The following is a 25,519-nucleotide window of genomic DNA, read 5'->3' as shown; positions in this document are numbered from 1 at the left end:
ACAGGAAAGAACATGAGTGAGAAGACTCTGCATGCTGCTGATCAACCGATTGATGAATTGATAGGGTGGGTCAAGCAGCATGATTTTTCATTGAATCTTTCCACGGAACGTCTTGGTTTTTTAATATCCATCGCGGTATTAAGTAACGAAAGATTCGATGAAGAGCTGGGTGAAGGTGAATTGCATGATGCATTTAAAATTGTCACCCAACAATTTGAAGAAACCGGGGAAGCCTCCGCGTTTCGAGCCAACAACGCTATTAATGAGTTAGTCAACCAAAGGTTACTCACACGCTTTACAAGCGAAGTCACGGAAGGGGCGAGCATCTATCGTTTGACTCCCTTAGCCGTTGGAATCACAGACTATTACGTCCGTCACCGAGAATTTTCCAGACTAAGACTTTCGATTCAACTTTCTATGGTTGCAGATGAGATGGGTAAGGCCATTATTGCAGCCCAAGAAGGTGGAACCATAGCGCACTGGCGAAAGAATGTTTTCGGGGTATTGCAATATTCGGTAGGAGAGATCTTTGACCAAATCGATCTCAATCAACGTGTCATGGATGAGCAACAGCAAACCGTTAAAGCCGAAATTGCCGAGCTACTCAACAAAGATTGGCGTGAAGCGATCAGTAACTGTGAAAGCTTACTGTCAGAAACGTCGTCAAATCTAAGAGAGCTGCAAGATACATTGCAAGCAGCAAGTGATGAACTGCAATCTCAATTGCTCGATATCCAGGAAATTGTTTACGGCGACGATGACTTAGAGTTCATCGGAGAAGCGCTGTTTGCACTGCAAATGAAGTTGGATCGAATAATCAGTTGGGGTCAACAAGCAATAGACCTATGGATTGGTTACGATCGCCACGTACATAAATTTATTCGAACCGCCATCGATATGGACCAGAATCGCGCGTTTAGTCAGCGACTTCGTCAATCGGTAACTGACTACTTCGAGATGCCTTGGTTCCTTACTTATGCTGATGCAGACAAGCTCACTGACATGAGAGATGAAGCCATGTTACTTCGTAATGATGAAGTGACAGGCGAGGCCCCTCTTGATGTTGAATACGAAGAATTTGAACAGGTAAATGATGAGCTAGCAGAGAGAATCTCGGCCATGCTAGCCAAGCATAAAATGCACGGGGGCGCGATTGATCTTGGTGTGGTTTTGAAAGAATACCTCGCCGCCCACCCACGCACTCATCATTTTGATTTAGCGAGAATCGTTGTTGATCAAGCGGTACGTATGGGGTATTCCCAGTCCGACTACTCTGCCATCCAACCCGACTGGCAAGCCATCAACGATTTTGGCGCAAAGGTACAAGCAAATGTCATCGACAAATATTAATGAATATATGCCAGAAAAACTGGCCAAAGCGATTTCAAACCCACTCTTCCCAGCGCTTGATAGTGTATTGCGCGCGGGGAGACACATTTCGAGCGAAGACATGGACAACCATGCTTTGTTGTGTGACTTCGAAACCGAACTGGCGCACTTTTATCAGCGCTATAACACTGAACTGGTAAAAGCTCCAGAAGGCTTCTTTTACTTAAGACCACGTTCGACCAGCTTAATAGGTCGAAGTGTATTGTCAGAGCTCGATATGCTGGTGGGAAAAGTGCTGTGTTTCTTGTATCTAAGCCCAGAGCGATTAGCACACGAAGGGATTTTTACTCACCAAGAACTCTATGACGAGTTGTTGTCACTAACCGATGATAAAAAGTTGATGAGGCTGGTCACCAATCGAGCAACTGGCTCGGATCTGGACAAAGAGAAACTTTTCGACAAAGTGCGCACTTCGTTGCGCCGCCTTAAGCGTTTGGGAATGACCATCTCAATTGGTGACAGTGGAAAATTCCGTATCAGTGAAGCGGTATTTCGCTTTGGCGCGGATGTTAGAGTTGGCGACGACATGAAAGAAGCACAATTGCGCCTTATTCGTGATGGCGAGGCTGTGGTGCATGCCCAGGCTCCGACACAAGGTAGCTTAATTCCGAGTCAAATAGTTAATAATGAAGACAAGAAAGAACAAGCAACACAAGAGGCTGACGTATGATTGAAAGAGGTAAATATCAATCACTGACAATGGTGAACTGGAACGGTTTTTTTGCCCGGACCTTTGATATTGATACGTTAGTCACCACCTTATCAGGCGGTAATGGCGCAGGTAAGTCGACCACGATGGCGTCTTTTATCACCGCACTGATTCCTGATCAGGGTCTTCTTCACTTTAGAAATACAACTGAAGCAGGCAGTTCCCAAGCGTCTCGCGACAAAGGCTTGTATGGAAAATTGCAACCGGGAACCTGTTACTCAGCCTTAGACGTGGTGAACTCACGCAACCAAAGATTGTTGTTTGCGGTCAAACTGCAGCAAGTCGCTGGTCGTGATAAGAAAGTGGACATCAAACCCTTTGTTATCCAGGGCTTACCAAGCCATATCAAACCTACGGATATCTTGATCGAGAATGTTTCTGACAATCAAGCCAGAGTACGTCCTATCAATGAAGTGAAAGAAGCCGCTTTGGCGATCGAAGGGGTTCAATTTAAAGCGTTTAATTCTATTGTTGATTACCATGCGCAAATGTTTGAATTTGGCGTTTTACCAAAGAAACTGCGTAATAACAGCGATCGCTCGAAGTTTTACCGATTAATCGAAGCGTCACTGTATGGTGGTATTTCAAGCGCGATTACGCGCTCACTTCGTGATTACTTGTTGCCGCAAAACGGTGGGGTAAAGAAAGCCTTCCAAGATATGGAATCGGCGCTGCGTGAAAACCGCATGACTCTTGAGGCTATCAAAACGACTCAAACCGACCGCGATCTGTTTAAGCATTTGATCACCGAGTCGACCAATTACGTTGCCGCTGATTACATGCGCCATGCAAACGATCGACGCAACAGACTAGAGCAAACCTTGACGTTGAGAAACGAATTGTTTGGTTCTAGGCAGACGCTTATTGCTCAAAACGAATTGCTTAATAATGTTCAGCAACAACTCGACATGCTCAATGACCAGGAGTCAGGGCTAGAGCAAGATCATCAGGCTGCACAAGACCATTTGCAACTCGTGCAAAACGCATTGCGTCAGCAAGAGAAAATCTCGCGCTATCAAGATGATCTCGAGGAGTTGAGCGAACGACTCGAAGAGCAAATGATGGTGGTGGAAGAGGCACAAGAAACTAAGCTTACCATCGAAGAGCAAAGCCGTTTTGCCGAGGAAGAAGTCGATAGCTTGAAAACGCAGTTGGCCGACTACCAACAAGCGCTTGATGTACAGCAAACTCGAGCATTGCAATACCAACAGGCCGTTCAAGCGTTAGAAAAAGCGCGTGAGCTGCTCGGTGATGGCGATATTAATGCTGATAATTCACCGCAGCATTTGGCAAGATTGAAGCAGACAGAAACACATGACACCAATGTATTGCTAGAGCTTAAGCATCGCCTTGACATGTCATCAGCCGTTGCTGAACAGTTCGATAATGCCTTTGAACTGCTTAAACAGGTTGATGCACAGATCCCGCGTCAAGAGGCGTCTGTCCATGCAAAAGCGTTATTAAGAAAAGCGGAACGCTACACCCAAGAAGCCAAAAACGGCACTCAGTTGCACGCTCAAAGCAAGGACATCGAGAAGCAGCTAACGAAGAAAAATCAAGGTAAACAGCTGATTCAGAATTACGCTGAGCTGGCTCAGGTCAATATCCACGATGAGTCAGATGTTGAACTTGAATCAGAACGTCAACGTGCACTATCCGATGAGCTACAAAGCGACCTAGAGCTTGTAAAAGAGCAGCAGCGTGATGCTCGTCAAAAGGAGCAAGAGCTGCGCGGCAAAATTGAAAAACTCGAACACTACGCTCCAACATGGATCAGCGCTAACGATGCATTAGTCGCTCTAAGAGAACAGTCGGGTTATGAGCTTACAGAGCGCGGCGCTGTGATCAGTGCCATGCAAAAAGTACTAGAGAAAGAGCGTGAAACCTCGTCTCAAAGAGATACTCTTGCTCAGCGGCGACATTCGCTTGAAAGTGAAATTGAACTGTTGGCCTCGCCGGGGGGCTCAAATGACCCGCGACTAAAAGGCTTAGCAGATACCCTTGGTGGCGTCTTATTATCGGAGATTTACGATGATATTACGCTTAGCGATGCGCCGTACTTCAGCGCTATGTACGGGCCAGCTCGTCACGCTATTGTCGTTTCAAACCTTGATGGCATTAAAGAGAAATTGGTCGAGCTCGACGACTGCCCTGAAGATCTCTACATCATTGAAGGTGACATTGATGCCTTTGACGACAGTACATTTGACGCGGATGAGCTCGAAGGCGCAGTCTGTGTGCAATTAAATGACCGTCAATTGCGTTATTCACGTTTACCCGAAATCCCGCTCTTTGGCCGTGCTGCGCGTGAACAGCGTTTAGAAAAGCTGCGTGAAGAAAGAGATGTAACGGTTGAACTGCATGCTAAGGCGTCGTTCGACGCACAGAAACTGCAACGCGTTTTTCAAGCGTTCAACGATTTTGTTGCCAAGCACTTGCAACACGCATTTGAAGCCGATCCAGAGCAGGCTTTACTTACCCAGAGAGAGGTGCTCAATAAGAGCACGCGCTTGTCCAATGAACTGCACCAGAAAGAGCAGCAGCAAAGCGGCCAACTTACCTCGTGTAAGCAAGCGATTATCCTGCTTGATAAACTGGCACTGTTAACGTCGAATGTATTTGATGACACTCTCGAAATGCGTCACGAAGAAGTCCAGCTTAATATCGAATCTCTAAATGAAGCGAAGCGCTTTTTATCTCAGCGCAGTGAAGTTCTTAATAAGCTAGCACCCATCGTTAATGCGCTCGAGGTGGACCCACAACAGTTTGATGCCCTTGAGCAAGACTACCAGCGTGCCGATCAGTCATTGCAAGCGTTGAAAAAAACCATTTTTGCAGTGGCAGACTTAGTTGAACGTCGCCCTTATTTCGCCTACCAGGATTCAATGGACTTATTGAATCGAAGCAGTGAATTGAGCGAACAGTTAAAAGCGAAGTTGGTGCAGGCAGAAAGTGCCCGGGCTCGTTTTAGAGAGTCGTTAAATCAGTCTCGCGAGCAAGTGAACCAGTACAATCAGGTTCTGGCTTCTTTGAAGAGCTCCCATCAAGCGAAACTTGAAACGGTTCAAGAGTTCAAAGCGGAATTGCAAGAATACGGTATTGTGCCAGATGACAGCACACTAGAGCGTGCTGAGCAAAGAAAAGATCAATTGAATCAGGCTCTGCAGACATCAAGAACCCGCCGATCAGAATACGAGAAAACACTCACCTCTACGGAACTGGAGATGAAGTCGCTGGCTAAACGACTCAAGAAAGTGTCGAAAGAATATCTTGAGCTCCGCAGCATTGCCGTCATCGCCAAAGCCGGTTGGTGTAATGTACTTCGCCTTGCCAAGGCCAATGATGTTGAGCGCCGTTTACACCGTCGAGAGCTTGCTTACCTGTCTGCCGCTGAGCTGCGTTCAATGTCGGATAAATCGTTGGGCGCGCTGCGTTTAGCGGTTGCAGATAACGACGACTTGCGAGATGCGCTAAGACTGTCTGAAGACAACTCTAAGCCAGAACGCAAGGTTCTGTTCTACATCGCGGTATATCAACACCTACGTGAGCGCATTCGTCAGGATATTATTCGCACCGATGATCCTGTCGAAGCCATTGAAGAGATGGAAGTAGAGCTTGCTCGATTAACCGAAGAGCTTACTCAGCGTGAAAGCCGTCTTGCCATTAGTTCAGAGTCAGTGGCGAGCATTATCAACAAAACGATTCAACGGGAACAAAACCGAATTCGTATGCTTAATCAGGGGTTATCGAATATTCACTTTGGTCAGGTGAAAGGAGTGCGGTTGAATGTCAAGATCCGTGAGAGTCATGAGCAACTGCTAGTGGCACTTACGCAGCAGCATAGAGATCTATTCGAGTCATCACGTTACACTTTCTCAGAAGCGATAGCGAAGTTATTCCAGCGTGTTAATCCACATATCGATATGGGACAACGTTCCCCACAGGTTCTTGGTGAAGAGCTCTTAGACTATCGTAACTATCTGGAATTGAGTGTTGAAGTCAACCGAGGTTCTGATGGTTGGTTACAAGCCGAATCTGGTGCTCTGTCTACGGGTGAGGCTATCGGTACGGGGCAGTCCATTCTGCTGATGGTTGTTCAAAGCTGGGAAGAAGAGTCGCGCAGATTACGCAGCAAAGACATCATGCCCTGCCGCTTACTGTTCCTCGATGAAGCAGCCCGACTGGACAGTAAGTCTATTGCGACACTGTTTGAGCTGTGTGATCGTCAAGGTATGCAATTGCTGATTGCCGCGCCAGAAAACATCAGCCCAGAAAAAGGGACCACTTATAAGTTGGTGAGAAAGGTCTTTAAAGATCACGAGCACGTTCATGTCGTTGGACTTCGTGGATTTGGCGAAAACCTTTCAAGTAAAACAAGTCGTCAAGGCTTAGTGGAAGATGCACTAGGCTGAGTCAATGAGCTGATATAAACAGCCACTCGACCATCCATAAAAGCCATGGAGCCAGCCGCTCCATGGTTTTTTTGTTTTCGATTGTGCAGACTGACTTAACTAAAAAAAAGCGACTGTTGCAGGCAACAATCGCTTTTTAGAGACTAGGTCGATGCTCGGTGAGCAATGACGTTATGTATCCTGGATTTCACCATGACCAAACATTTTAGCCGCATATTCAACGCGTTCTTCAGGGGAAGGGTAGCTGAAGGGATCCGGGGTACCGAGCGACTCAATGTGCTGCAATCGCGGCAAAATACCGCAGCCATTAGCAATTTGAATAGCTAAACCCGGTCGAGCATTTAGCTCTAGTACCATTGGGCCTTCTTCTTTGTCCAACACCATGTCTGTACCCATGTAACCCAGACTGGTCATCTCATAAGCGCTTGATGCCAAAGTGAGTAGACGCTTCCAGTGAGGAACCGCTAGTAGCGCCAGTTCCTTGCCAGTGTCTGGGTGGTGGGTCACTGGTTGGTCAAATTGCACCGCTCGCACCGCCTTACCGGTCGCGATGTCAATGCCAACACCTACCGCACCCTGGTGCAAGTTGGCCTTACCATCAGACGCAGACGTTGAAAGACGCATCATCGCCATCACAGGGTAGCCCTGAAAGACGATAATACGAACATCAGGAACACCTTCGTAACTAAAGCCTTCAAAGCAATCGTCAAACTTAATTAGGTTTTCGACCACCGCAACGTCGTTCTTGCCACCCAGAGAAAACAGCCCAGCCAACGCATTACTGATATGGCGTTCGACGTCTTCTTTATTGATGGTAGAGCCAGACGGCTTGGTATAAACCCCATCTTTATGGGAGGTAACAACAAGGATACCCTTACCACCACTGCCTTGAGCCGGTTTAATCACGAAGCCAGGCCAATCTTTGACCATGTTATGAATGGTCTTCACTTCAACTTGGCTACGAATGACCCCAATCAGGGCAGGGGTTGTTGCCCCGGCCTTTTTTGCAATGATCTTGGTTTTGAGCTTGTCATCAACCAACGGGTACTTTGAACGATCGTTATAGCGCCCAATGTAGCTGTGGTTGCGCTTGTTCATACCCATAATACCGCGGTCACGTAACTTAAACGGAGAGGTAATTCTATTTAACATAGGATTAGTCCTCCGTTAGTGGTTTGAAGCGACGAAGTTCGGTTAAGCGGTATCCAGTATAAGTACCGAGCAATAAGATACAGGCCAAAATAATAAACTGAAGACCAATAAAGTTGAATGTCAGGTGCTGAATATATGGGTTCGTCATACCAAGGTATACCAGAACCGCAGTTAGCAATGAACCGCCACCTTGTAGAACAACCTCTTTTGCCCCTTCTTCTTCCCATAGGATAGACATACGCTCGATTGTCCAAGACAGAATAATCATTGGGAAGAACGTAATAGAGAGGCCTTCTGTTAAGCCAATCTTAAAGGCAACAACCGTGAACACCGAAATAATCAATATTACGGTAATGATGACCGCCGAAATCCTGGCGACCAGCAATAAGTTCAATTTAGAAAGATAACTACGAATAACCAAGCCGGTTCCGACAATCAGTAAGAAACCAACAATACCAGTAACAAGCGAAGTTTGTACAAAAGCAACCGCGATCAGTACAGGCATGAACGTACCAGAGGTTTTCAAACCAATGAGTATACGAAGGAAAACGACTATCAATGCACCGATTGGGATCAGCATGATGGTCTTAAACATGGCTTGCTCTTCTAGTGGCAAACTATGGATCGAGAAGTTTAGCAGGTCATCTGCCGCTACTTTACTATTGGTCGCTTCTTGGGTTGTCGCATCTTGAGCAATCATAGTGAAGTGAACTTTACTGTTTTTGCCGCCGACTACGTCGAGTAAAGAAATGTTCGATTCATCCCATACCAGCAGGTTTGACTTTTTACTGCCTTCAACCGATTCAGGTGAGAAAATGGTCCACTTCTGGCCATCCCAAACTTGATTCATTTGTTGAATTGACTGACGGCGACGACCGTCTTCAAGTTCGATAACACCAACGACTTTGTTCGGAATTTCAGCAAACGAAAGCAGTTTTGCAGCCGCTTCAGTTTTCGTCATGTTATTCAGTAGCAGGGCGCTGTTTTGGCTATCAGCATCGTTGAGGATTTTAATCAGTTCACGAGTGAATGTGATGTTGTCAGCAGAGCGACTGTTTGCGCGCTCAAGAACGGCCGTTGCCGCCGCTTCTTCTGGGCCATCAAAGGTTGGTCTAACAATAGCATCTTCACTTGGTGGCACGGATTCAACCACAGCTTGGTCATCGACTAAGAACTGAGTCTTGTAGTAGATAGTCTGTGGTCCATCAGCTTGGCGAATAGACCATTCAGCTCGGCGGCCTGAGTCGGTATCAACATAGGAAACACCATAGCCAGGGGAAGATGCAGATTCTCCCACGAGTGTGAAACCTTCTTGAGTAAGAGGAGCGGCCAAAGAGATCTTTGCGGGTTGGCCTATAGCATTAAACTCTACACGAGCTTCTATATCCCAGACTTGGCGAGTCTCACCAGGAGTCCAGGGAACGCCATAGGTGTCGTGTCGCATTATGCTTAGAGCAGCACCCACTACGATCAATAAACCTACAGAAAGGTAAAATGGAATACGAGAAGTCATACACAACCTTATTTATTATTTTTTGCTATCCGTAAATGTGTTAGCGAAAAGAGAACTAATTGTTAGTTGAAAGTATATATTGCTGACTTACATCGACTAAAGCAATATCTTTAATAAATTCTCTTCCTAATAATATAGGGTGGTTCATTTGTGAACGATCCGCCAACGTAAATTGCGCTTTTTCATGGATTTTTCCAACCCGGATCCACAATTCGATGACGGCACGTCTCTCGCTCTTTTCACTATTTTGTTGGCGAATTTTCACATATCGAACGATCGGTGCTTCTATCCATTGCTGTTTACGATCCTTATGTTTGTCATCGACAAGGTGAAAACGAACCCAGTCACTGCCGTTTCTTTCAAACTCTTGAATGTCGATAGCATTAAGAGACGAGGTAGCCGCGCCAGTGTCCACTCGTGCATCGTACGAAGCTTGCAAGATATCGAGCTCGACCATCTCAACCGACCCCAATAAGACAAGAGAAGAAGGTTTGCTAGGGGTTAAGAGTTTTGGCGTCGTACTTGTGGTCTTAATTTCATCGGTGTCTTTGTCATCAGACAAAGGTTCGTTGTTTTGAGAAAGCTGTATAGAATCCAATTGCTGGGTAAGTGCGATAACTTCTGATTCCAAGCTGTCGATATAATCACTTTGATTACTAAGTTGAAGGTCAAGGTTGGTAAGTCTATTTTCGAGCCTTGCTTCTGAGGTATTAATCGCGTCGATAGTAGCTTGTTGGAGCTGCTCGTGATTGGTTGTAGAACAACCAGCGAGAAGGCCAATGGCGACAACAGGTGCCAATCGTTTGTACATGTCTAACCTTAAGTGACTTAAATTGCAGAGGTGATTTCTGAAGAGGGATTCTAGCGCAATCGATAGGGTGTCGTGAACTCCCTATTGTCAGAGCTAAGTAAGAGTTATAAAGATACGGTCAGCAACGTGAACTTTGTACACCCAAACGTTCACGTGCTGGCGATTTTGTATACACTGCCTTGGTGTTAAGGCTTAGTGGCAACCAATACTGCCCGGCGAGGAGCTGGGTGGCCTTCTACCGTTCTAGACGGGTCGTTAGGGTCGAGATAATCTGGCAAAGAGTTGTGTGTCATCCAATCGGTGGTGCGCTGTTCGCCGACTGAAGTGGTATTTTCATCAACAATACGCACGTTTTCAAAGCCCGATTTCTCTAGCCACACTTTCAGTGCCTTAGCCGATGGGAAGAAGTAAACATTGCGCATCTGAGCGTATCGGTCCATTGGCACTAAAACCGCATTTTCGTCGCCTTCAATAACTAGAGTCTCTAGCACTAACTCGCCACCAGAAACCAATTGGTTTTTTAACTGTAAAATATGATCAAGCGGTGAACGACGATGATAAAGAACGCCCATACTAAACACGGTATCGAACGCATTCAGTTCCGGAAGCTGCTCGATGCCCAAAGGTAATAAGTGAGCACGTTGATCGTCACCCATCAACTTACGAATGGCTTCAAACTGAACTAAAAACAGGTGAGAAGGGTCGATACCAACACACATGCGCGCGCCTTCACCCAACATGCGCCACATGTGGTAACCATTCCCGCAGCCTACATCCAACACAGAGCGATTCTTTAACGGAGAAATGTGCGGTAGTACGCGATCCCATTTCCAATCTGAACGCCACTCCGTGTCAATATGAATGCCATGAACGTTATAAGGCCCTTTGCGCCATGGGTGAAAAGTGCGCAAAAGGTTTTCGAGTTTTTTGCATTCACCCGTTGCCAAAGGTGTGTCGTTACTCAACGCCACTTCACTTTTCAGCTCGACCTGATCAGGGGAGGCATTCGAAATCTTAGCCAGCGCTCGCAACCAGCGATCAAAGTCTCCATGCTCAGCGTTTTGCCAGTCAGTCAATTGCTGTGGAAGAATATTGAGCCACGGCTGCAATCGAGTGTCTTGTGCGATGAATTGATAAAAATTAGCAAAATTGAACATGGTGATCTCTATAGTTTTAGCGAACACAAACACTGTCTGTTAACTCAAGCGTGGTAAACCCGCGGTGGTAACACTCACTGTGCTGCGTAGGAATAAATGGCAACGTCTATTTGATGGCGAACATCGAACCAAAGTTAAAGCATTGGAACCAGACTTCGCTGGTGGCAAAGCCGACGTCTGAGAACCGGGTACGATGGGACTCTATTGAGTCGGGACGCATCACGTTCTCGATAGCGCTGCGCTTTTGACTGATTTCTAACTCACTGTATCCGTTAGCACGTTTAAAATCATGGTGTAGATCGATGAGAAGCTCATGGGCTTGCTCGTCGTCAAACACATATTTCTCTGAGACGATAAGGATCCCCCCAGGGCGGAGCCCATCATGGATTTTTTGCAGCAATACTAATCGGTCTTCAGGTGACAAAAACTGCAAAGTAAAGTTAAGTACGACCACCGATGCATTATCGATGTCGATATGACGAATATCCGCCTCTACCACTTCCACAGGGGTATCTGAGCGGTAAGCGTTGATGTGCAGCTTGCAGCGCTCAACCATTGCTGCTGAATTATCGACAGCGATGATTTTACAACCTTCTTGTTGAATATGACGTCGCATAGACAGCGTTGCTGCACCCAAAGAGCAGCCTAAGTCATACACGTGGCTATGAGGTTTAGCGAATCGCTCCGCTAACATACCAATTGCTGAAATGATGTTGCTGTAACCCGGTACCGAGCGCTGGATCATGTCTGGAAAAACTTCCGCAACACGTTCATCGAACGTGAAATCACCGATCTTGTCGATAGGAGCAGAAAAAATAGTGTCTTTATTCGCCATATGTGTGTTCTCTAGACAGGCAGAAGCCAGCAAGTATTGTCGGGCCGATAAAAAAGGCGCGTATTTTATGCCATCTCCCTTAGCTTGTCATCTTAATCGTATGCGCTAACAGAACATAGTTTAGAACAAGGAAATTTGCGAAGAGTGACGCAGAGCCGGAAAGGGGGCAAGTGACTCTAGCTTAAGTGACTGCGACAGTTGTTGATGCAGGCTGACGGCAAGTTCGGGCGCACGAGCATTGTCGGGGGTATGAATCATGATATAAGGTCGTTTGCCTTGCTCGACCCAATCGCTTATTTTCCTGATCCATGGCTGAAAATAATGCTGATTCGCATTAGCGTCAGTTTGTCCAATAAACCGAATCATAGGTGATTGGTGCGTGGCAATCGCATGTACTGGCACTTTAGGTTTTTTTTGTTGGGCGTCGCGAATAACTGCATTTTCGGGTTTTGCGGCAAACAGCGGTCGACTGTCCATAATAACCCGATCCATGTTTGACTCACTAAGCCAGCGATTAAGCGTTTTTTCTTGTGGCCCTTTGGCGAAAAACAGGGGGTGCCTGACTTCTACCGCCAATGGGAAATGATCGGGAAAAAGCTGGCAAAACTGCTTTAGCTTACCGAGATCACTTGGTCCAAAAGACGCCGGCAGTTGAATGGTCCATAGGCCGACCTTATCAGTAACGGGTTCCATGGCATTAAGAAACTGCAATAAATCATGCTTGACCAAAGTCAGTTGCTTGTCGTGGGTGATGGACTTTGGCAGCTTAAAGGTAAACCGAAAATCGTCGTTGGTGGCGCTGGCCCAATTTCGTATCGTGGTAGGGCTGGGCGTAGCGTAAAAGGTGGTGTTACCTTCAACGGTGTTAAAGACAGAGGCGTAGCGTTCAAGCCGCTCATTGTTGGTCGTCCCTTTACCATAAAAGGATTGTTGCCATTCGTTGTGAGACCACATGGTCAGTCCGATATAGATCATGGGTCTCTCCATTTCCGCCTTAATCTCTGTCATTTGTTGATATTTTGGTCGCTTAGCGAGTTTATAATGGTTCAAGCGCGATTAATCATAATAAAAACTCTCGAATATGGTCGATTTTAGACGATTTTCCGCGTATAAATGAACCTTTGAATTTTTGGTTTGCGATAGCGATTAAAATATAATCAGCAAATCGGGAAGCAAGTTATTATCACTTATTTGGAAATTGGGAAATTCACTATGCGTAGCCATTACTGTGGTCACCTGAACAAGTCCCTCGCAGGACAAACTGTAGAACTGTGCGGTTGGGTAAATCGTCGCCGCGATTTAGGCGGCCTAATCTTTATTGATATGCGAGATCGCGAAGGTATTGTTCAAGTAGTCGTCGACCCTGATATGGCAGATGTGTTCGAAGTCGCGAATCAACTTCGCAACGAATTCTGCATCAAACTCACCGGTGAAGTGCGCACGCGTCCTGATAGCCAAGTAAACAAAGACATGGCAACGGGTGATGTTGAGATCCTGGCGAAAGGCCTTGAAATCATTAACCGTAGCGACGTTCTTCCATTGGACTTTAACCAGACCAACACAGAAGAGCAGCGTCTAAAATATCGTTATATCGATCTTCGTCGTCCAGAAATGAGCGATCGCATCAAGCTACGTGCCAAAGCATCAAGCTTCGTTCGCCGTTTCCTTGATGACAACGCGTTCCTAGACATCGAAACACCAGTACTGACTAAAGCAACACCAGAAGGCGCGCGTGATTACCTAGTCCCTAGCCGCGTTCACAAAGGTTCGTTCTACGCATTGCCACAATCGCCACAGTTGTTTAAGCAGCTGCTTATGATGTCTGGCTTTGATCGTTACTACCAGATCGTAAAATGTTTCCGTGATGAAGATTTACGTGCTGACCGTCAGCCTGAATTTACTCAAATTGATATCGAAACGTCCTTCATGTCGGCAGATCAAGTGCGAGCCATTACCGAGAAATTGGTTCACGATATGTGGCAAGAGCTTCTAGATGTAGATCTAGGTGAGTTCCCGGTGATGTCGTTTGCAGAAGCGATTTCACGTTACGGTTCAGATAAGCCAGATCTACGTAATCCACTAGAGTTGGTAGACGTAGCAGATCTTGTAAAAGACGTAGAATTTAAAGTCTTCTCTGGCCCAGCAAATGACGAGAAAGGTCGTGTTGCCGTTATCCGTGTTCCGGGTGGCGCGAAGTTGACTCGTAAGCAAATCGACGGCTATGCAGAATACGTTGGCATCTATGGTGCGAAAGGACTGGCTTGGATGAAAGTCAACGATCGCGCAGCGGGCGTAGAAGGCATTCAATCTCCAGTAGCGAAATTCCTAAACGAAGACGTAATCAACGGCATTCTTGAGCGCACTGGCGCGGAGTCTGGCGACATCATCTTGTTCGGCGCAGACAAAGCAAACACTGTTTCTGAAGCAATGGGTGCACTTCGTCTGAAGCTAGGTAAAGACCTAGAATTAACAGACACGTCGAAGTGGGCACCATTGTGGGTTGTTGACTTCCCAATGTTTGAAGAAGACGACGAAGGTAACCTACACGCAATGCATCACCCGTTTACTTCACCTCTTGGCATGACGGCTGAAGAGCTAAAAGTGAACCCAGCGGCGGCAAACTCAAATGCTTACGATATGGTGATTAATGGCTATGAAGTGGGTGGTGGTTCTGTTCGTATTCACAACGCAGAAATGCAGTCTGCGGTATTTGAAATCTTAGGTATCGACGCGAAAGAGCAGCAAGAGAAGTTTGGCTTCCTGCTGGATGCACTAAAATACGGTACTCCACCGCATGCGGGTCTGGCGTTCGGACTTGACCGTTTAGTTATGCTTCTTTGTGGAACAGAGAACATCCGTGACGTGATTGCATTCCCGAAAACAACGGCGGCAGCGTGTCTACTTACTGACGCTCCAAGTCTTGCAAACCCAGCCGCTCTAGAAGAGCTTGCAATTGCAGTGACAGTAGCGAAAGAGAAAGACGCTTAAGAAACTGCTAAGTAGTATAGTTAGGTCGCACGCTTTTAGTAGATCCCTGCCTACGCAGGGATGACGACTATTTTTGGCACACCAAAGGTTGATGTGTCATTCCACTGGCCGTGCGCCTACGCAGGCAGGAATCCAACCAAAGCGAGTACCAAAACTAAAAGCCAAGATCACAACATACTTAAAACTCCCGCAATCGCGGGAGTTTTTGTTTCTCAATTCTGTATAGTTATACCAACATAGAAAGTAATCCAACTTCATAGAACTCAAAGGATTTGTCATGGCCGGTCATAGTAAATGGGCAAACATTCGTCATAGAAAAGCAGCACAAGATGCCAAGCGCGGTAAGATCTTTACCAAATTAATCCGAGAGATCGTTGTATCTGCCAAAGAAGGCGGTGCTGAACCAGAAAATAACCCAAGATTGCGCGCAGCCATTGATAAAGCACTGTCTAACAATATGACGCGTGACACCGTTAACAAAGCGGTGAGCCGTGGTGCGGGTGACGAAGGCAATGACAATATGGAAACGGTCATCTACGAAGGCTATGGCCCTGGTGGAACTGCGGTGATGGTTGAGTGCATGACTGACAATCGCAACCGCACGGTTTCTGGTGTTCGACATGCGTTTTCCAAAGCAGGCGGTAACTTAGGCACCGATGGGAGTGTGAATTACTTGTTTGAAAAGAGGGGGGTGATTTCCTATGCTCCGGGCCTTGATGAAGACCAGGTGATGGAAGTGGCATTGGAAGCAGGGGCCGATGATATCGAAACCGCTGAAGATGGCTCGATAGATGTTTACACCTCACCTGCAGAATTTGGTCAGGTTAAAGACGGACTGGATGCCGCCAGTTTTGAGTCAAGCAACGCAGAGGTCACTTTGGTTCCTTCAACCAAAGCCGATCTAGACGCCGAGACCGCGCCTAAGCTACTGCGACTGATCGATGCACTAGAAGATCTCGATGACGTGCAAGAAGTGTATCACAACGGTGATATTTCTGATGACGTTGCCGCGAGTTTGTAAGCATTATGTCCATTATACTAGGCATTGACCCGGGCTCACGAATTACGGGATATGGCGTTATTCGTCAACAAGGTAGGCATTTGCATTATTTGGGAAGTGGTTGTATTCGCACTTCAGAAGAAGCTCTGCCTGGGCGGCTCAAGCAAATCTATGCGGGTGTTAGCGAAATCATTACCCAATTTCAACCAGATGTGTTCGCCATCGAGCAAGTCTTTATGTCGAAAAATGCGGACTCAGCGTTGAAGCTTGGTCAGGCAAGAGGCAGTGCAATCGTCGCCGCCGTCAATCATGATCTTCCCGTTTATGAGTATGCAGCTCGTCTTATAAAACAAGCCGTTGTTGGCACAGGTGGTGCAGACAAAGCACAGGTTCAGCACATGGTGACCAGTATGCTAAAGCTATCGGCAAAACCCCAGGCGGACGCAGCCGATGCTCTTGGCGTTGCGATTTGTCATGCCAACACTAATAAAACTCTGGTTGCGTTAGCTGGTAAGGCGTCGAGCGCGAAACGTGGTCGCTACCGCTAAATCTGGTCGCTACTGAAGCTTGGTCGTTATAGCTAAATCAGTGACAGCATCACTTTTATAGGAAGTGATTACAATTAGGTGAGCATAATAGAACTTACCCCACAAAATTATCAATTTGCCAATATCATGCCTTGTTAATTATTTGTTAACTCAATATTATTGGTCCGATGTGTTGCGAAATGGAGCAAAAGTAAATGGGAACGGGACCAAACTGGCAGCGATTTATCTATTCGGAAACAAAATTGCCGTCGCATGAAATGAGAGGCGCTGAAACCACAGCCGTATTCGCGATCGTGGCATTGTGTGTCGGGGTTTACAGTGCGTTTAAATGGTCGGCCAACGGTCATTCCACCCTTATCACTTCGTCTTATTTGCTCGTTATTGCCGAATTGATGTCGTTGGCGGTACTCAAATATACACGTCACTATAAGATTTCGATGCACCTTGGCTTTGCTGGAATGGTTGGTCATGCGACTAACATTATCTATCAAAGTGGCGGCGTCGTAGAATCGACACAAACTTATTGGGTACCATTGCTCATTGTGGCCTTCTTCCTTTCGGCCTCTAGGGTGGCGGCGCTATCGTGGAGTGTCTTCATTATTTCCATGTCAGCCATGATGACCTACGCTCACGTGTCTGGCTACATGTTCCCGCAAATCGAATTGACCCAAGCCAAGCAAAATATTGAGATATGGTCAGGCACATTACTGCCATTGGCGGTGATCTGCTTTGCGCAAAGTTTTACTGTTAAGCAAAAAGAATCGGCAATTCATCACGCTGAAAAAGCCCGCCAAGACAGTGAAGAAGTCGCGCAGCAAGCAATTGAAGGTGAAACTAAACTTAATCAGTTATTGGCATCAGTCAATGAAAGCTCTAACGAGCTTGATGGCGTCATGCAGCAAGTTAAAGGTGAATCTGCAGCGTTGACCGAGCAGATGAGCTCGCTGGGGATGAACAGCTCTTCTCAGGCGAGTGCAGCCGAAGAAATGAGCCAACAACTCGGACAGCTTTCTCAGGTCACCGATAATTCCGTTGATTTCATGCATCAGGTAACTGAAAAAAGTGAATCGGTTCGTCAGCAAGCTGAAATGAGCAATGGCGCGCTGCAAGCTTCAACTGAAGCGATCAACAATATTGACGAAAGTAACAAGAAAGTGGTCGCCGTCATTGAGCTTATTACAGCCGTGGCAGAGCAGACCAACTTGTTAGCACTTAATGCGGCCATTGAAGCTGCAAGAGCCGGAGAGCATGGCCGAGGGTTTGCAGTCGTTGCTGACCAGGTCAGGGAGTTATCCTCGAAAACTAGTGATTCGGTCAGTGAGATCCGTGGCTTAATTTCCAATAGCCAACAACAGATCGATGCGGGCCACGCCACCATTAAAGAAACGGTGACACAACTTAGCGATATGATTGAAAAAGTGCAAACCATCTCCCAGGATGTCGATCAGTTAACTCAGCTTCTCAATCAACAGAACGAGGCTATCTCGGAGCTCAACCTTGCCAGTACCGATGTCGCACGTTCGGTGGTCTCCACAAATCATATTTCCGAAGATGTGCAGCAAATTAGCCACAATCTTGATGAACAAATCACTCAAGGGGCGACGCTGTCTGAAAGGCTTCGTGCTGCGGTAAACGCATAGCACTCCGACTTTTGGCCTTAATATGTACTGTTAAGGCCAATTTCCATAAATCTTACTGGATACTTATCCAGTTATTTTATATTCTAGTGTCCATCAAAAACAAACTGAGATAGAAGTGTGATTGGACGTTTAAGAGGAACTCTCGTTGAGAAGCAGCCACCAGAATTATTAATTGAAGTCGGTGGAGTCGGTTATGAAGTTCAAATGCCAATGAGCTGTTTTTACGAATTGCCAGACGTTGGTGAAGAAGCCATTATCTATACTCATTTTGTTGTTCGTGAAGATGCCCAACTACTTTATGGGTTCAATACGGTTCGCGAACGTGCTCTATTTCGCGAAGTTATCAAAGCCAACGGTGTCGGACCGAAACTCGGCCTCGGTATCTTGTCGGGTATGTCTGCCAGTCAATTTGTCGCATGCGTAGAGCGCGAAGACATTTCGACCTTAGTGAAATTGCCCGGCGTCGGTAAGAAAACCGCAGAGCGACTTGTGGTTGAAATGAAAGACAGGTTGAAAGGTTGGGGCGCGGGAGATCTCTTTACGCCGGCAACTGATGCTGCTCCAATTGATAGCGCAGGCGTGGCCGCTAACGACGCTAACGCAGAAGAAGAAGCCGTAAGCGCTCTTCTTGCTTTGGGCTATAAGCCTCAACAAGCATCAAAAATTGTTGCTCAAGTTGCGAAACCAGAGATGTCTAGTGAAGCACTGATCCGTGAATCACTGCGAGCCATGGTCTAAATAAGCTAGACTATAACAAGTTATTGTTTTGATAGAGAATGGTTTAACAGAGAATGGTCTAAGCTGACCATCGAGATCTAATTAGTATGATAGAAGCCGATCGCTTAATCGCCCCCGAAAACCCAGTATTTAAAGATGAAGATGTCATCGATAGGGCCATTCGCCCTAAGAAGTTGTCTGACTACCGAGGTCAAGACCATGTTCGTGACCAGATGGAAATCTTTATCAAAGCGGCCCAAATGAGGAATGAAGCCTTAGACCACTTATTGATCTTTGGCCCTCCGGGATTGGGTAAAACCACGCTTGCGAATATTGTCTCTAACGAGATGGAAGTGAATATTCGAACAACATCAGGCCCTGTATTAGAAAAGGCAGGGGACTTGGCTGCGCTGCTAACCAACCTCGAAGAAAACGACGTCTTATTTATTGATGAGATCCATCGTTTAAGCCCGATGGTAGAAGAAGTGCTGTATCCAGCTATGGAAGACTATCAGTTGGATATCATGATCGGCGAAGGCCCTGCGGCACGTTCAATTAAAATTGACTTGCCACCTTTTACCCTGATCGGCGCAACGACTAGAGCGGGTTCATTAACATCGCCATTGCGCGATCGATTCGGAATTGTCCAGCGATTGGAATACTACAAGATCGCCGATTTGCAGCACATCGTACAACGCAGTGCGGGTTGTTTAAACCTGTCAATGGAGCCAGAAGGAGCGTTAGAAATAGCCAGGCGCGCACGCGGTACGCCACGTATTGCCAACCGCTTATTACGTAGGGTAAGAGATTACGCCGAAGTGAAAGGCAACGGCCATATTTGCTCTGATGTCGCGGATAAAGCTCTTAATATGCTCGATGTCGACAGCCAAGGCTTTGACTACATGGACCGAAAACTGCTTCTGGCGATTATGGAGAAATTCTCAGGAGGGCCAGTGGGGTTAGACAACCTAGCTGCAGCAATCGGTGAAGAGAAAGACACCATAGAAGATGTAATCGAACCGTATCTGATTCAACAGGGCTATTTACAAAGAACGCCAAGAGGACGGATAGCCTCAGACCGAGCTTATCTTCATTTTGGAATAGATAAGTCTTAATTTTCCGGGCTCGCTAGCAACAGCGAGCCTTTTTTGTGTCATTGCCGCTACGTTTTTTCACCCTCCTCTCCGCGATCTTTTTTTTGCTATCAATCTGATTAATTTTGTTTGCTGTTTTATTGAACTAAACTTGATTATATTTTCAACGCATAATGGCAAACTTAGTTTTCATTCAAATAAATTTTCAAGATCTAAAAAAAAAATTAAGAATTATGCGCAGCAAGATTCATTTGAAATGTGATGATAGTTCAAGCGAGTAGTTGCTAGCGTATATTATGCGTAAAATTAATAGGTTACCTCTTTTGGGTTATCTCTAATCGCGATCTTCCTCCCATAGAATATAACTTGTCAGCGTTTGATTTGGATCAATGTGATGTTTTATTGCACAGCTCACATCCCACATTTGTTGATGCAAATCAAGGCATCCTGAAGAAATAAAAATTTTGAAAGGTTATCAATTTGCCAGTAATATTAGCCGCAGCTATATTAGCTCATGCTTAACAATTAACTAACCAATAAGGTACATTTACACAACAATATAGGCACAAAGCTCAACAAGTTTAATCTCCATTAAACAAATGCTTATTTTATGTAAATGTTGACAGTGTCGCTTAGCTGACACGTAAAGGAGTTACCATGATTGACGTTGTTGATCTGTCGCGGCTGCAATTTGCACTGACGGCAATGTATCACTTCTTGTTTGTTCCACTGACTTTGGGTATGGCGTTTCTTCTTGCCATTATGGAGTCTTTATATGTAATGACCGATAAACAAATCTACAAGGACATGACTAAGTTCTGGGGTAAGTTATTTGGTATTAACTTTGCTCTTGGTGTTGCTACTGGCCTAACCATGGAGTTCCAATTTGGCACAAACTGGTCGTACTATTCTCATTATGTCGGAGACATTTTCGGAGCCCCTCTGGCCATCGAAGCCCTTGTTGCCTTTTTCTTAGAATCTACATTTGTAGGTCTCTTCTTCTTTGGGTGGGATCGCCTTTCAAAACGTCAGCACTTAACCGTAACTTGGTTAGTTGCACTCGGTTCAAACTTCTCAGCGCTTTGGATTTTGATTGCCAATGGTTGGATGCAACACCCAGTGGGTGCTGAATTCAATTTCGAAACCATGCGTATGGAAATGGTCAGCTTTGCCGAAGTGGTCCTTAACCCAGTGGCGCAGGTGAAATTTGTTCATACTGTTGCATCAGGTTACACCACAGGTGCGATGTTCGTTCTTGGTATCAGCTCATACTATCTACTGAAAGGGCGTGATACTGCCTTTGCTAGACGCTCGTTCGCCATTGCAGCCTCGTTCGGTATGGCGTCAATCTTATCGGTCATTGTACTGGGTGATGAGTCGGGCTATGAGCTAGGTGACGTTCAAAAAGTGAAGTTGGCGGCTATTGAAGCAGAATGGCACACAGAACCTGCACCAGCAGCGTTTACTTTATTCGGCCTGCCAAACCAGGACGAAATGCATACTGATTATGCAGTGAAGATCCCTTATGTAATGGGTATTATCGCCACACGCTCATTAGATACACCAGTAACGGGCCTTCGTGACCTTCGCGAAGAACACGTCGATCGCATTCGCAACGGTATGTACGCTTACGAACTACTTGAGAAATTGCGCGCGGGCGAGCGAAGTGAAGACAACATCGCAGCGTTTGATGAAGTTAAAGAAGATCTTGGTTACGGTTTATTGCTTAAGCGCTACACCGACAAAGTTGTCGATGCCACCGAAGACCAAATACAAGCCGCTGCGGATGATTCTATCCCAACCGTTTGGCCGTTGTTCTGGTCATTCCGTATCATGGTTGCATGTGGATTCATCATGTTGTTCGTCTTTGGTGCGGCGTTTATTCAAACGTGTCGCCAGAAAATTGAACAGAAGAAATGGATTCTTAAAGCCACGCTCTTCAGTATCCCACTCCCTTGGATTGCGATCGAGGCAGGTTGGTTTGTTGCTGAGTACGGACGTCAGCCGTGGGCGGTTGGTGAAATCCTACCCACTCACGTTGCAGCATCAGCACTGACAGTAGGTCAGCTATGGACCTCATTGTTTGCCATTATCGCCCTATATACAGTGTTCTTGATTGCTGAAGTGTACTTGATGCTTAAATTTGCACGTAAGGGGCCAAGTAGCCTCAAGACAGGTCGTTATCACTTTGAACAAAATGTTGATACGGCAGAAAGCAAAGTCAATCGTCAAGTAGAAGCGTAAGCAGGGAGAGAAAGATGTTTGAATATGAAGTCTTACGATTTATCTGGTGGGTACTCATCGGCGTGTTACTCGCTGGGTTTGCGATTACCGATGGTTTCGATATGGGGGTAGGCGCACTGGTGCCTATCATCGGCAAAAGTGATTCTCAGCGTCGCGTCATGATCAACTCAATTGCACCGCACTGGGATGGTAACCAAGTTTGGTTAATCACCGCTGGTGGTGCGTTATTTGCGGCCTGGCCTTTGGTGTATGCGACGTCGTTTTCTGGCTTTTATTTTGCAATGATCATTACTCTAGCGGCGCTTTGGTTGCGCCCAATTGGTCTTGATTATCGCTCCAAGATAGAAGATCCGAAGTGGAGAAGCACTTGGGATATTGCCATCTCAATCAGTGGCTTTGTTCCGCCTATTATTTTTGGTGTAGCGTTTGGTAACCTGTTGCAGGGTGTTCCGTTCCAATTAAGTGATTTTATGATGCCAACGTATCATGGTTCCTTTTTTGGGCTGTTAAACCCATTTGCCTTGCTGTGTGGTTTGGTTAGTCTGTTTATGATCTTGCTACAAGGTGCAACATGGCTACAGATGAAGACCACGGCAGAAGTGCACGACAGAGCAAGAAGCGTCGCACAACTGACAGGCTTGCTGGTTGTTGCAGCGTTTGTTGGCGCAGGTTTCTGGATCCAAGGAATTGATGGCTATGCGATTGTTGGTTCTCTCGATGGTAATGCCGCATCTAATCCTCTGAATAAAGAAGTGATTCGTGAAGCCGGTGCATGGATGGCAAACTTTGAACGCAACCCATTGCTTTGGATTGCGCCAGCGCTAGGTATTGCAATGCCGTTAATTGCGGTTGTTGCCTCTAAGCTAGAAAAAGGGGCTACTGCCTTTATTGCGTCAAGCCTGGCTAATGGTGGCATCATCTTCACTGCAGGTATCGCCATGTTCCCATTTGTTATGCCAAGTAGCTTAAATCCATCGCATAGCCTAACAATGTGGGATGCGACGTCGAGCGAACTGACACTCAACCTAATGACCGCAGTCGCGTTTGTGATGGTGCCAGTGATTCTTGGCTACACATCGTGGACGTATTACAAAATGTTTGGTCGCTTGGATGAAAAATTCATCGAAGAGAACAAGAACTCACTTTATTAAGGAGCAACGTTATGTGGTATTTTGCTTGGATTTTAGGTGTTCTTTTGGCCTGCGCTTTTGGCATTATCAATGCGCTTTGGCTAGAACACAGTGAAATGATGGACAAAGACAGTGAGTAACCTTACTCATCAAGTAGAGCGTCTACATCGCTATATGGATAAGGCGGCATTACGTGCCTTATCCATGCTACTTGGCTTTCTTAACACGGGGCTATTCATGTGGTCCCCTGAAGCCTATGCAGAGCAGATAGCAGGATTTACCCCTTTATTGGGCATTCTGTTCGTGTGGTCTGTATGCGCAAGTATGGTCTACGGAATAGGATTTAAGCCCAGGTTTTGGCTTTGGCAAATCGTGTTTAGTCCATATTTTTGTTTGTCGATACTGATTTATTTTACAATTCGTTACTATTTCTAAATAAACCGAGCCTAGTGCTCGGTTTTTTCTTACACCTTCTGGTATTTGTTATGTGAGGACCAGGTAATTTGCTGCCGATTTAATCATGTAATTGTCAATTTTCGCACTTAAATCAAAAAAAATGGTCAGCGCTTATAACAAACACAATGAGTTGCGTTATATTAATTGCCATTACTTACAAAGGATCAGCTGCGTTTTGCCTCATCAAGGATTACCATTTGAACTGTCAGTGACGGTTTACTACGAAGACACAGATGCTGGTGGTGTTGTTTATCACTCCAACTACCTGAAGTTTTTTGAAAGAGCGAGAACTGAGTTACTCCGTACATTAGGGATAAACCAAGGCGTTTTGCTTCAAGAGCATGTCGGGTTCGTGGTACGCCATATGGACATCGACTTTCTTCAAGGTGCTAAGTTAGATGATCACCTTACGGTGCAAACGACTGTGGCCGAGCTAAAACGTGCTTCAATCGTTTTTGATCAAAAAATTGTTAATGCTGAGGGTGTTGTATTTTCTAAGGCGCTGGTTAAGGTCGCCTGTATAGACAATGCAAAGATGAAACCTAAACCAATACCATCATTTATAGTACAGGAGCTCAAAAGCAGTGAGTGCTGATATTTCCTTTTTGGACCTTTTTCTACAAGCGAGTCTATTAGTTAAACTCGTTATGCTTATTTTGCTCGGTATGTCGGTTGTCTCATGGGCAATGATCATCAAACGAAGCAAAGTACTATCGCAAGCCACCAAAGACTCAAACGCCTTTGAAGATAGATTTTGGTCTGGTGCTGACTTGTCTCAAATTTATCAAGACGTCAAGAAGCGCAAAGACGAGCTGGCGGGAGCGGAAGAGATTTTTTATTCGGGTTTCACCGAGTTCTTACGCCTACGTAAATCAAACTCTGACTCACCAGCATTTATTATGGAAGGCACAGGGCGCTCCATGCGTGTTGCGGTCGCCAGAGAAGTCGACGAATTAGAAACCAATCTGCCATTTTTGGCAACAGTGGGCTCTATCAGCCCGTACATTGGCCTATTTGGTACGGTATGGGGCATTATGCACGCCTTCATTGCCTTAGGTGAAGTCAAGCAGGCGACATTGGCGATGGTCGCGCCAGGCATTGCAGAAGCGCTGATTGCAACGGCGATGGGTCTGTTTGCTGCAATCCCAGCAGTTATGGCTTACAACCGCCTAAGTAACAAAGTAAGTAAGCTAGAGCATAACTACGCGACCTTCTCAGAAGAATTCCACAGTATCCTGCACAGGCAGGCTATGGCGGGTAGGGAGCAGTAATGGCTGGCTACCAACCCAAAAAGCGTAAACTGACTTGCGAAATTAACGTTGTTCCGTATATCGACGTTATGTTGGTGTTGTTGATCATTTTTATGGTGACCTCACCGTTTGTCACTCAAGGTGTGGATGTAGAACTCCCTAAGACTTCCAGTGCGAAACCGGCTTCTGAATTGGCGGGTGACACAGACGCAAGCTTCATTATTGTTGAAGTCGATGCAGAGGGAAATCTAGGGTTAAGCGTTAACAACGAAGATGTACAAAGAGGCCTGTCTTTAGAAGACATCATCGTGCGTGTAAGAGCAGAGCTAAGCATCAACCCCAACTCTCCTGTTGCCGTGGGCGGCGATGCCGCAACACCTTATGCAGAAGTTGTTATTTTATTGGACGAGTTGAGCCAGGCAGGGATCCCTAAAGTTGGATTGCTGACGGAGATAAAGGAATAGTTTCCGAACT

Annotated in this window: 22 protein-coding genes; 16 read left to right on the top strand and 6 right to left on the bottom strand. The window is 46.1% G+C overall.

All coding sequences use genetic code 11. The features are described 5' to 3' along the window. Window positions 1-12: 12 nt before the first annotated feature. The 3 genes from mukF to mukB are packed head-to-tail and all read left to right on the top strand — an operon-like array spanning window position 13 to window position 6,510. The gene (mukF, locus tag LNL84_RS13880) at window positions 13-1,350 is read left to right on the top strand and encodes a chromosome partition protein MukF (RefSeq protein ID WP_244358167.1); all 1,338 of its coding nucleotides are present in this window, start codon (window positions 13-15) and stop codon (window positions 1,348-1,350) included. Next, the gene (mukE, locus tag LNL84_RS13875; protein WP_244358166.1) at window positions 1,331-2,059 is read left to right on the top strand and encodes a chromosome partition protein MukE; all 729 of its coding nucleotides are present in this window, start codon (window positions 1,331-1,333) and stop codon (window positions 2,057-2,059) included. The genes mukF and mukE overlap by 20 nt, the downstream gene beginning before the upstream one ends. After that, entirely contained in the window at window positions 2,056-6,510 is a 4,455-nt protein-coding gene (gene mukB, locus LNL84_RS13870; RefSeq protein ID WP_244358165.1) for a chromosome partition protein MukB, read from the top strand. The genes mukE and mukB overlap by 4 nt, the downstream gene beginning before the upstream one ends. A 171-nt stretch (window positions 6,511-6,681) precedes the next feature. Here mukB and LNL84_RS13865 read toward each other — a convergent pair whose 3' ends face one another. The 6 genes from LNL84_RS13865 to LNL84_RS13840 all read right to left on the bottom strand — a co-directional run bounded on the left by LNL84_RS13865 (window position 6,682) and on the right by LNL84_RS13840 (window position 12,965). Further along, a complete protein-coding gene (locus LNL84_RS13865) occupies window positions 6,682-7,662 on the bottom strand; it encodes an alpha-L-glutamate ligase-like protein (protein WP_244358164.1) in 981 nt (326 codons plus the stop codon). Between the two features lie 4 nt (window positions 7,663-7,666). Continuing rightward, window positions 7,667-9,175, bottom strand: a complete 1,509-nt coding sequence (locus LNL84_RS13860; RefSeq protein ID WP_244358163.1) for an inactive transglutaminase family protein — start codon at window positions 9,173-9,175, stop codon at window positions 7,667-7,669. A gap of 55 nt (window positions 9,176-9,230) precedes the next feature. Next, entirely contained in the window at window positions 9,231-9,986 is a 756-nt protein-coding gene (locus LNL84_RS13855; RefSeq protein ID WP_244358162.1) for an ATP-dependent zinc protease family protein, read from the bottom strand. Between the two features lie 185 nt (window positions 9,987-10,171). Next, a complete protein-coding gene (cmoB, locus tag LNL84_RS13850; protein ID WP_244358161.1) occupies window positions 10,172-11,143 on the bottom strand; it encodes a tRNA 5-methoxyuridine(34)/uridine 5-oxyacetic acid(34) synthase CmoB in 972 nt (323 codons plus the stop codon). A 106-nt stretch (window positions 11,144-11,249) separates the two neighbouring features. Next, window positions 11,250-11,978 carry a carboxy-S-adenosyl-L-methionine synthase CmoA gene (gene cmoA / locus LNL84_RS13845; RefSeq protein ID WP_244358160.1) on the bottom strand — a complete coding sequence of 243 codons (729 nt, stop codon included), beginning with the start codon at window positions 11,976-11,978 and terminating at the stop codon, window positions 11,250-11,252. A gap of 120 nt (window positions 11,979-12,098) precedes the next feature. Further along, entirely contained in the window at window positions 12,099-12,965 is an 867-nt protein-coding gene (locus tag LNL84_RS13840; RefSeq protein WP_244358215.1) for a DUF72 domain-containing protein, read from the bottom strand. Window positions 12,966-13,190: 225 nt separating this feature from the next. On the opposite strand from LNL84_RS13840, the gene aspS reads away from it, so the two are divergent. From aspS to LNL84_RS13775, 13 genes are all read left to right on the top strand, one after another. Then, on the top strand, window positions 13,191-14,966 hold the full coding sequence (aspS, locus tag LNL84_RS13835) for an aspartate--tRNA ligase (protein WP_244358159.1): 1,776 nt from the start codon (window positions 13,191-13,193) through the stop codon (window positions 14,964-14,966). Between the two features lie 277 nt (window positions 14,967-15,243). Continuing rightward, window positions 15,244-15,987, top strand: coding sequence for a YebC/PmpR family DNA-binding transcriptional regulator (locus tag LNL84_RS13830; protein ID WP_244358158.1), 744 nt, complete (start codon window positions 15,244-15,246; stop codon window positions 15,985-15,987). Between the two features lie 5 nt (window positions 15,988-15,992). Next, window positions 15,993-16,514, top strand: a complete 522-nt coding sequence (gene ruvC, locus LNL84_RS13825) for a crossover junction endodeoxyribonuclease RuvC (RefSeq protein WP_244358157.1) — start codon at window positions 15,993-15,995, stop codon at window positions 16,512-16,514. Between the two features lie 194 nt (window positions 16,515-16,708). After that, window positions 16,709-18,154, top strand: a complete 1,446-nt coding sequence (locus LNL84_RS13820; RefSeq protein ID WP_244358156.1) for a methyl-accepting chemotaxis protein — start codon at window positions 16,709-16,711, stop codon at window positions 18,152-18,154. 117 nt (window positions 18,155-18,271) lie between these two features. Next, entirely contained in the window at window positions 18,272-18,892 is a 621-nt protein-coding gene (ruvA, locus tag LNL84_RS13815) for a Holliday junction branch migration protein RuvA (protein ID WP_244358155.1), read from the top strand. Between the two features lie 86 nt (window positions 18,893-18,978). Further along, window positions 18,979-19,986 carry a Holliday junction branch migration DNA helicase RuvB gene (ruvB, locus tag LNL84_RS13810; protein WP_244358154.1) on the top strand — a complete coding sequence of 336 codons (1,008 nt, stop codon included), beginning with the start codon at window positions 18,979-18,981 and terminating at the stop codon, window positions 19,984-19,986. A gap of 636 nt (window positions 19,987-20,622) precedes the next feature. After that, the gene (cydA, locus tag LNL84_RS13805; protein WP_244358153.1) at window positions 20,623-22,209 is read left to right on the top strand and encodes a cytochrome ubiquinol oxidase subunit I; all 1,587 of its coding nucleotides are present in this window, start codon (window positions 20,623-20,625) and stop codon (window positions 22,207-22,209) included. Window positions 22,210-22,223: 14 nt separating this feature from the next. Further along, complete coding sequence (cydB, locus tag LNL84_RS13800) at window positions 22,224-23,360, top strand: cytochrome d ubiquinol oxidase subunit II (protein ID WP_244358152.1); 1,137 nt, start codon at window positions 22,224-22,226, stop codon at window positions 23,358-23,360. An 11-nt stretch (window positions 23,361-23,371) separates the two neighbouring features. Next, window positions 23,372-23,479, top strand: a complete 108-nt coding sequence (cydX, locus tag LNL84_RS13795) for a cytochrome bd-I oxidase subunit CydX (protein ID WP_000270284.1) — start codon at window positions 23,372-23,374, stop codon at window positions 23,477-23,479. After that, window positions 23,472-23,774 (top strand): cyd operon protein YbgE, encoded by a 303-nt coding sequence (ybgE, locus tag LNL84_RS13790; RefSeq protein WP_244358151.1) that lies wholly within the window; start codon window positions 23,472-23,474, stop codon window positions 23,772-23,774. The genes cydX and ybgE overlap by 8 nt, the downstream gene beginning before the upstream one ends. A gap of 184 nt (window positions 23,775-23,958) precedes the next feature. Next, window positions 23,959-24,390, top strand: a complete 432-nt coding sequence (gene ybgC / locus LNL84_RS13785; protein ID WP_244358214.1) for a tol-pal system-associated acyl-CoA thioesterase — start codon at window positions 23,959-23,961, stop codon at window positions 24,388-24,390. Further along, window positions 24,380-25,066, top strand: coding sequence for a protein TolQ (gene tolQ, locus LNL84_RS13780; protein ID WP_244358150.1), 687 nt, complete (start codon window positions 24,380-24,382; stop codon window positions 25,064-25,066). Before ybgC ends, tolQ begins: the two co-directional genes overlap by 11 nt. Then, window positions 25,066-25,509, top strand: coding sequence for an ExbD/TolR family protein (locus LNL84_RS13775; RefSeq protein ID WP_244358149.1), 444 nt, complete (start codon window positions 25,066-25,068; stop codon window positions 25,507-25,509). Before tolQ ends, LNL84_RS13775 begins: the two co-directional genes overlap by 1 nt. Window positions 25,510-25,519: the final 10 nt, after the last annotated feature.

This window comes from Vibrio gelatinilyticus (assembly GCF_022836845.1).
GTDB lineage: Bacteria > Pseudomonadota > Gammaproteobacteria > Enterobacterales > Vibrionaceae > Vibrio > Vibrio gelatinilyticus.
Note: the sequence above shows the minus strand (reverse complement) of the source record. Positions and strands in the feature narration are given on the sequence as shown.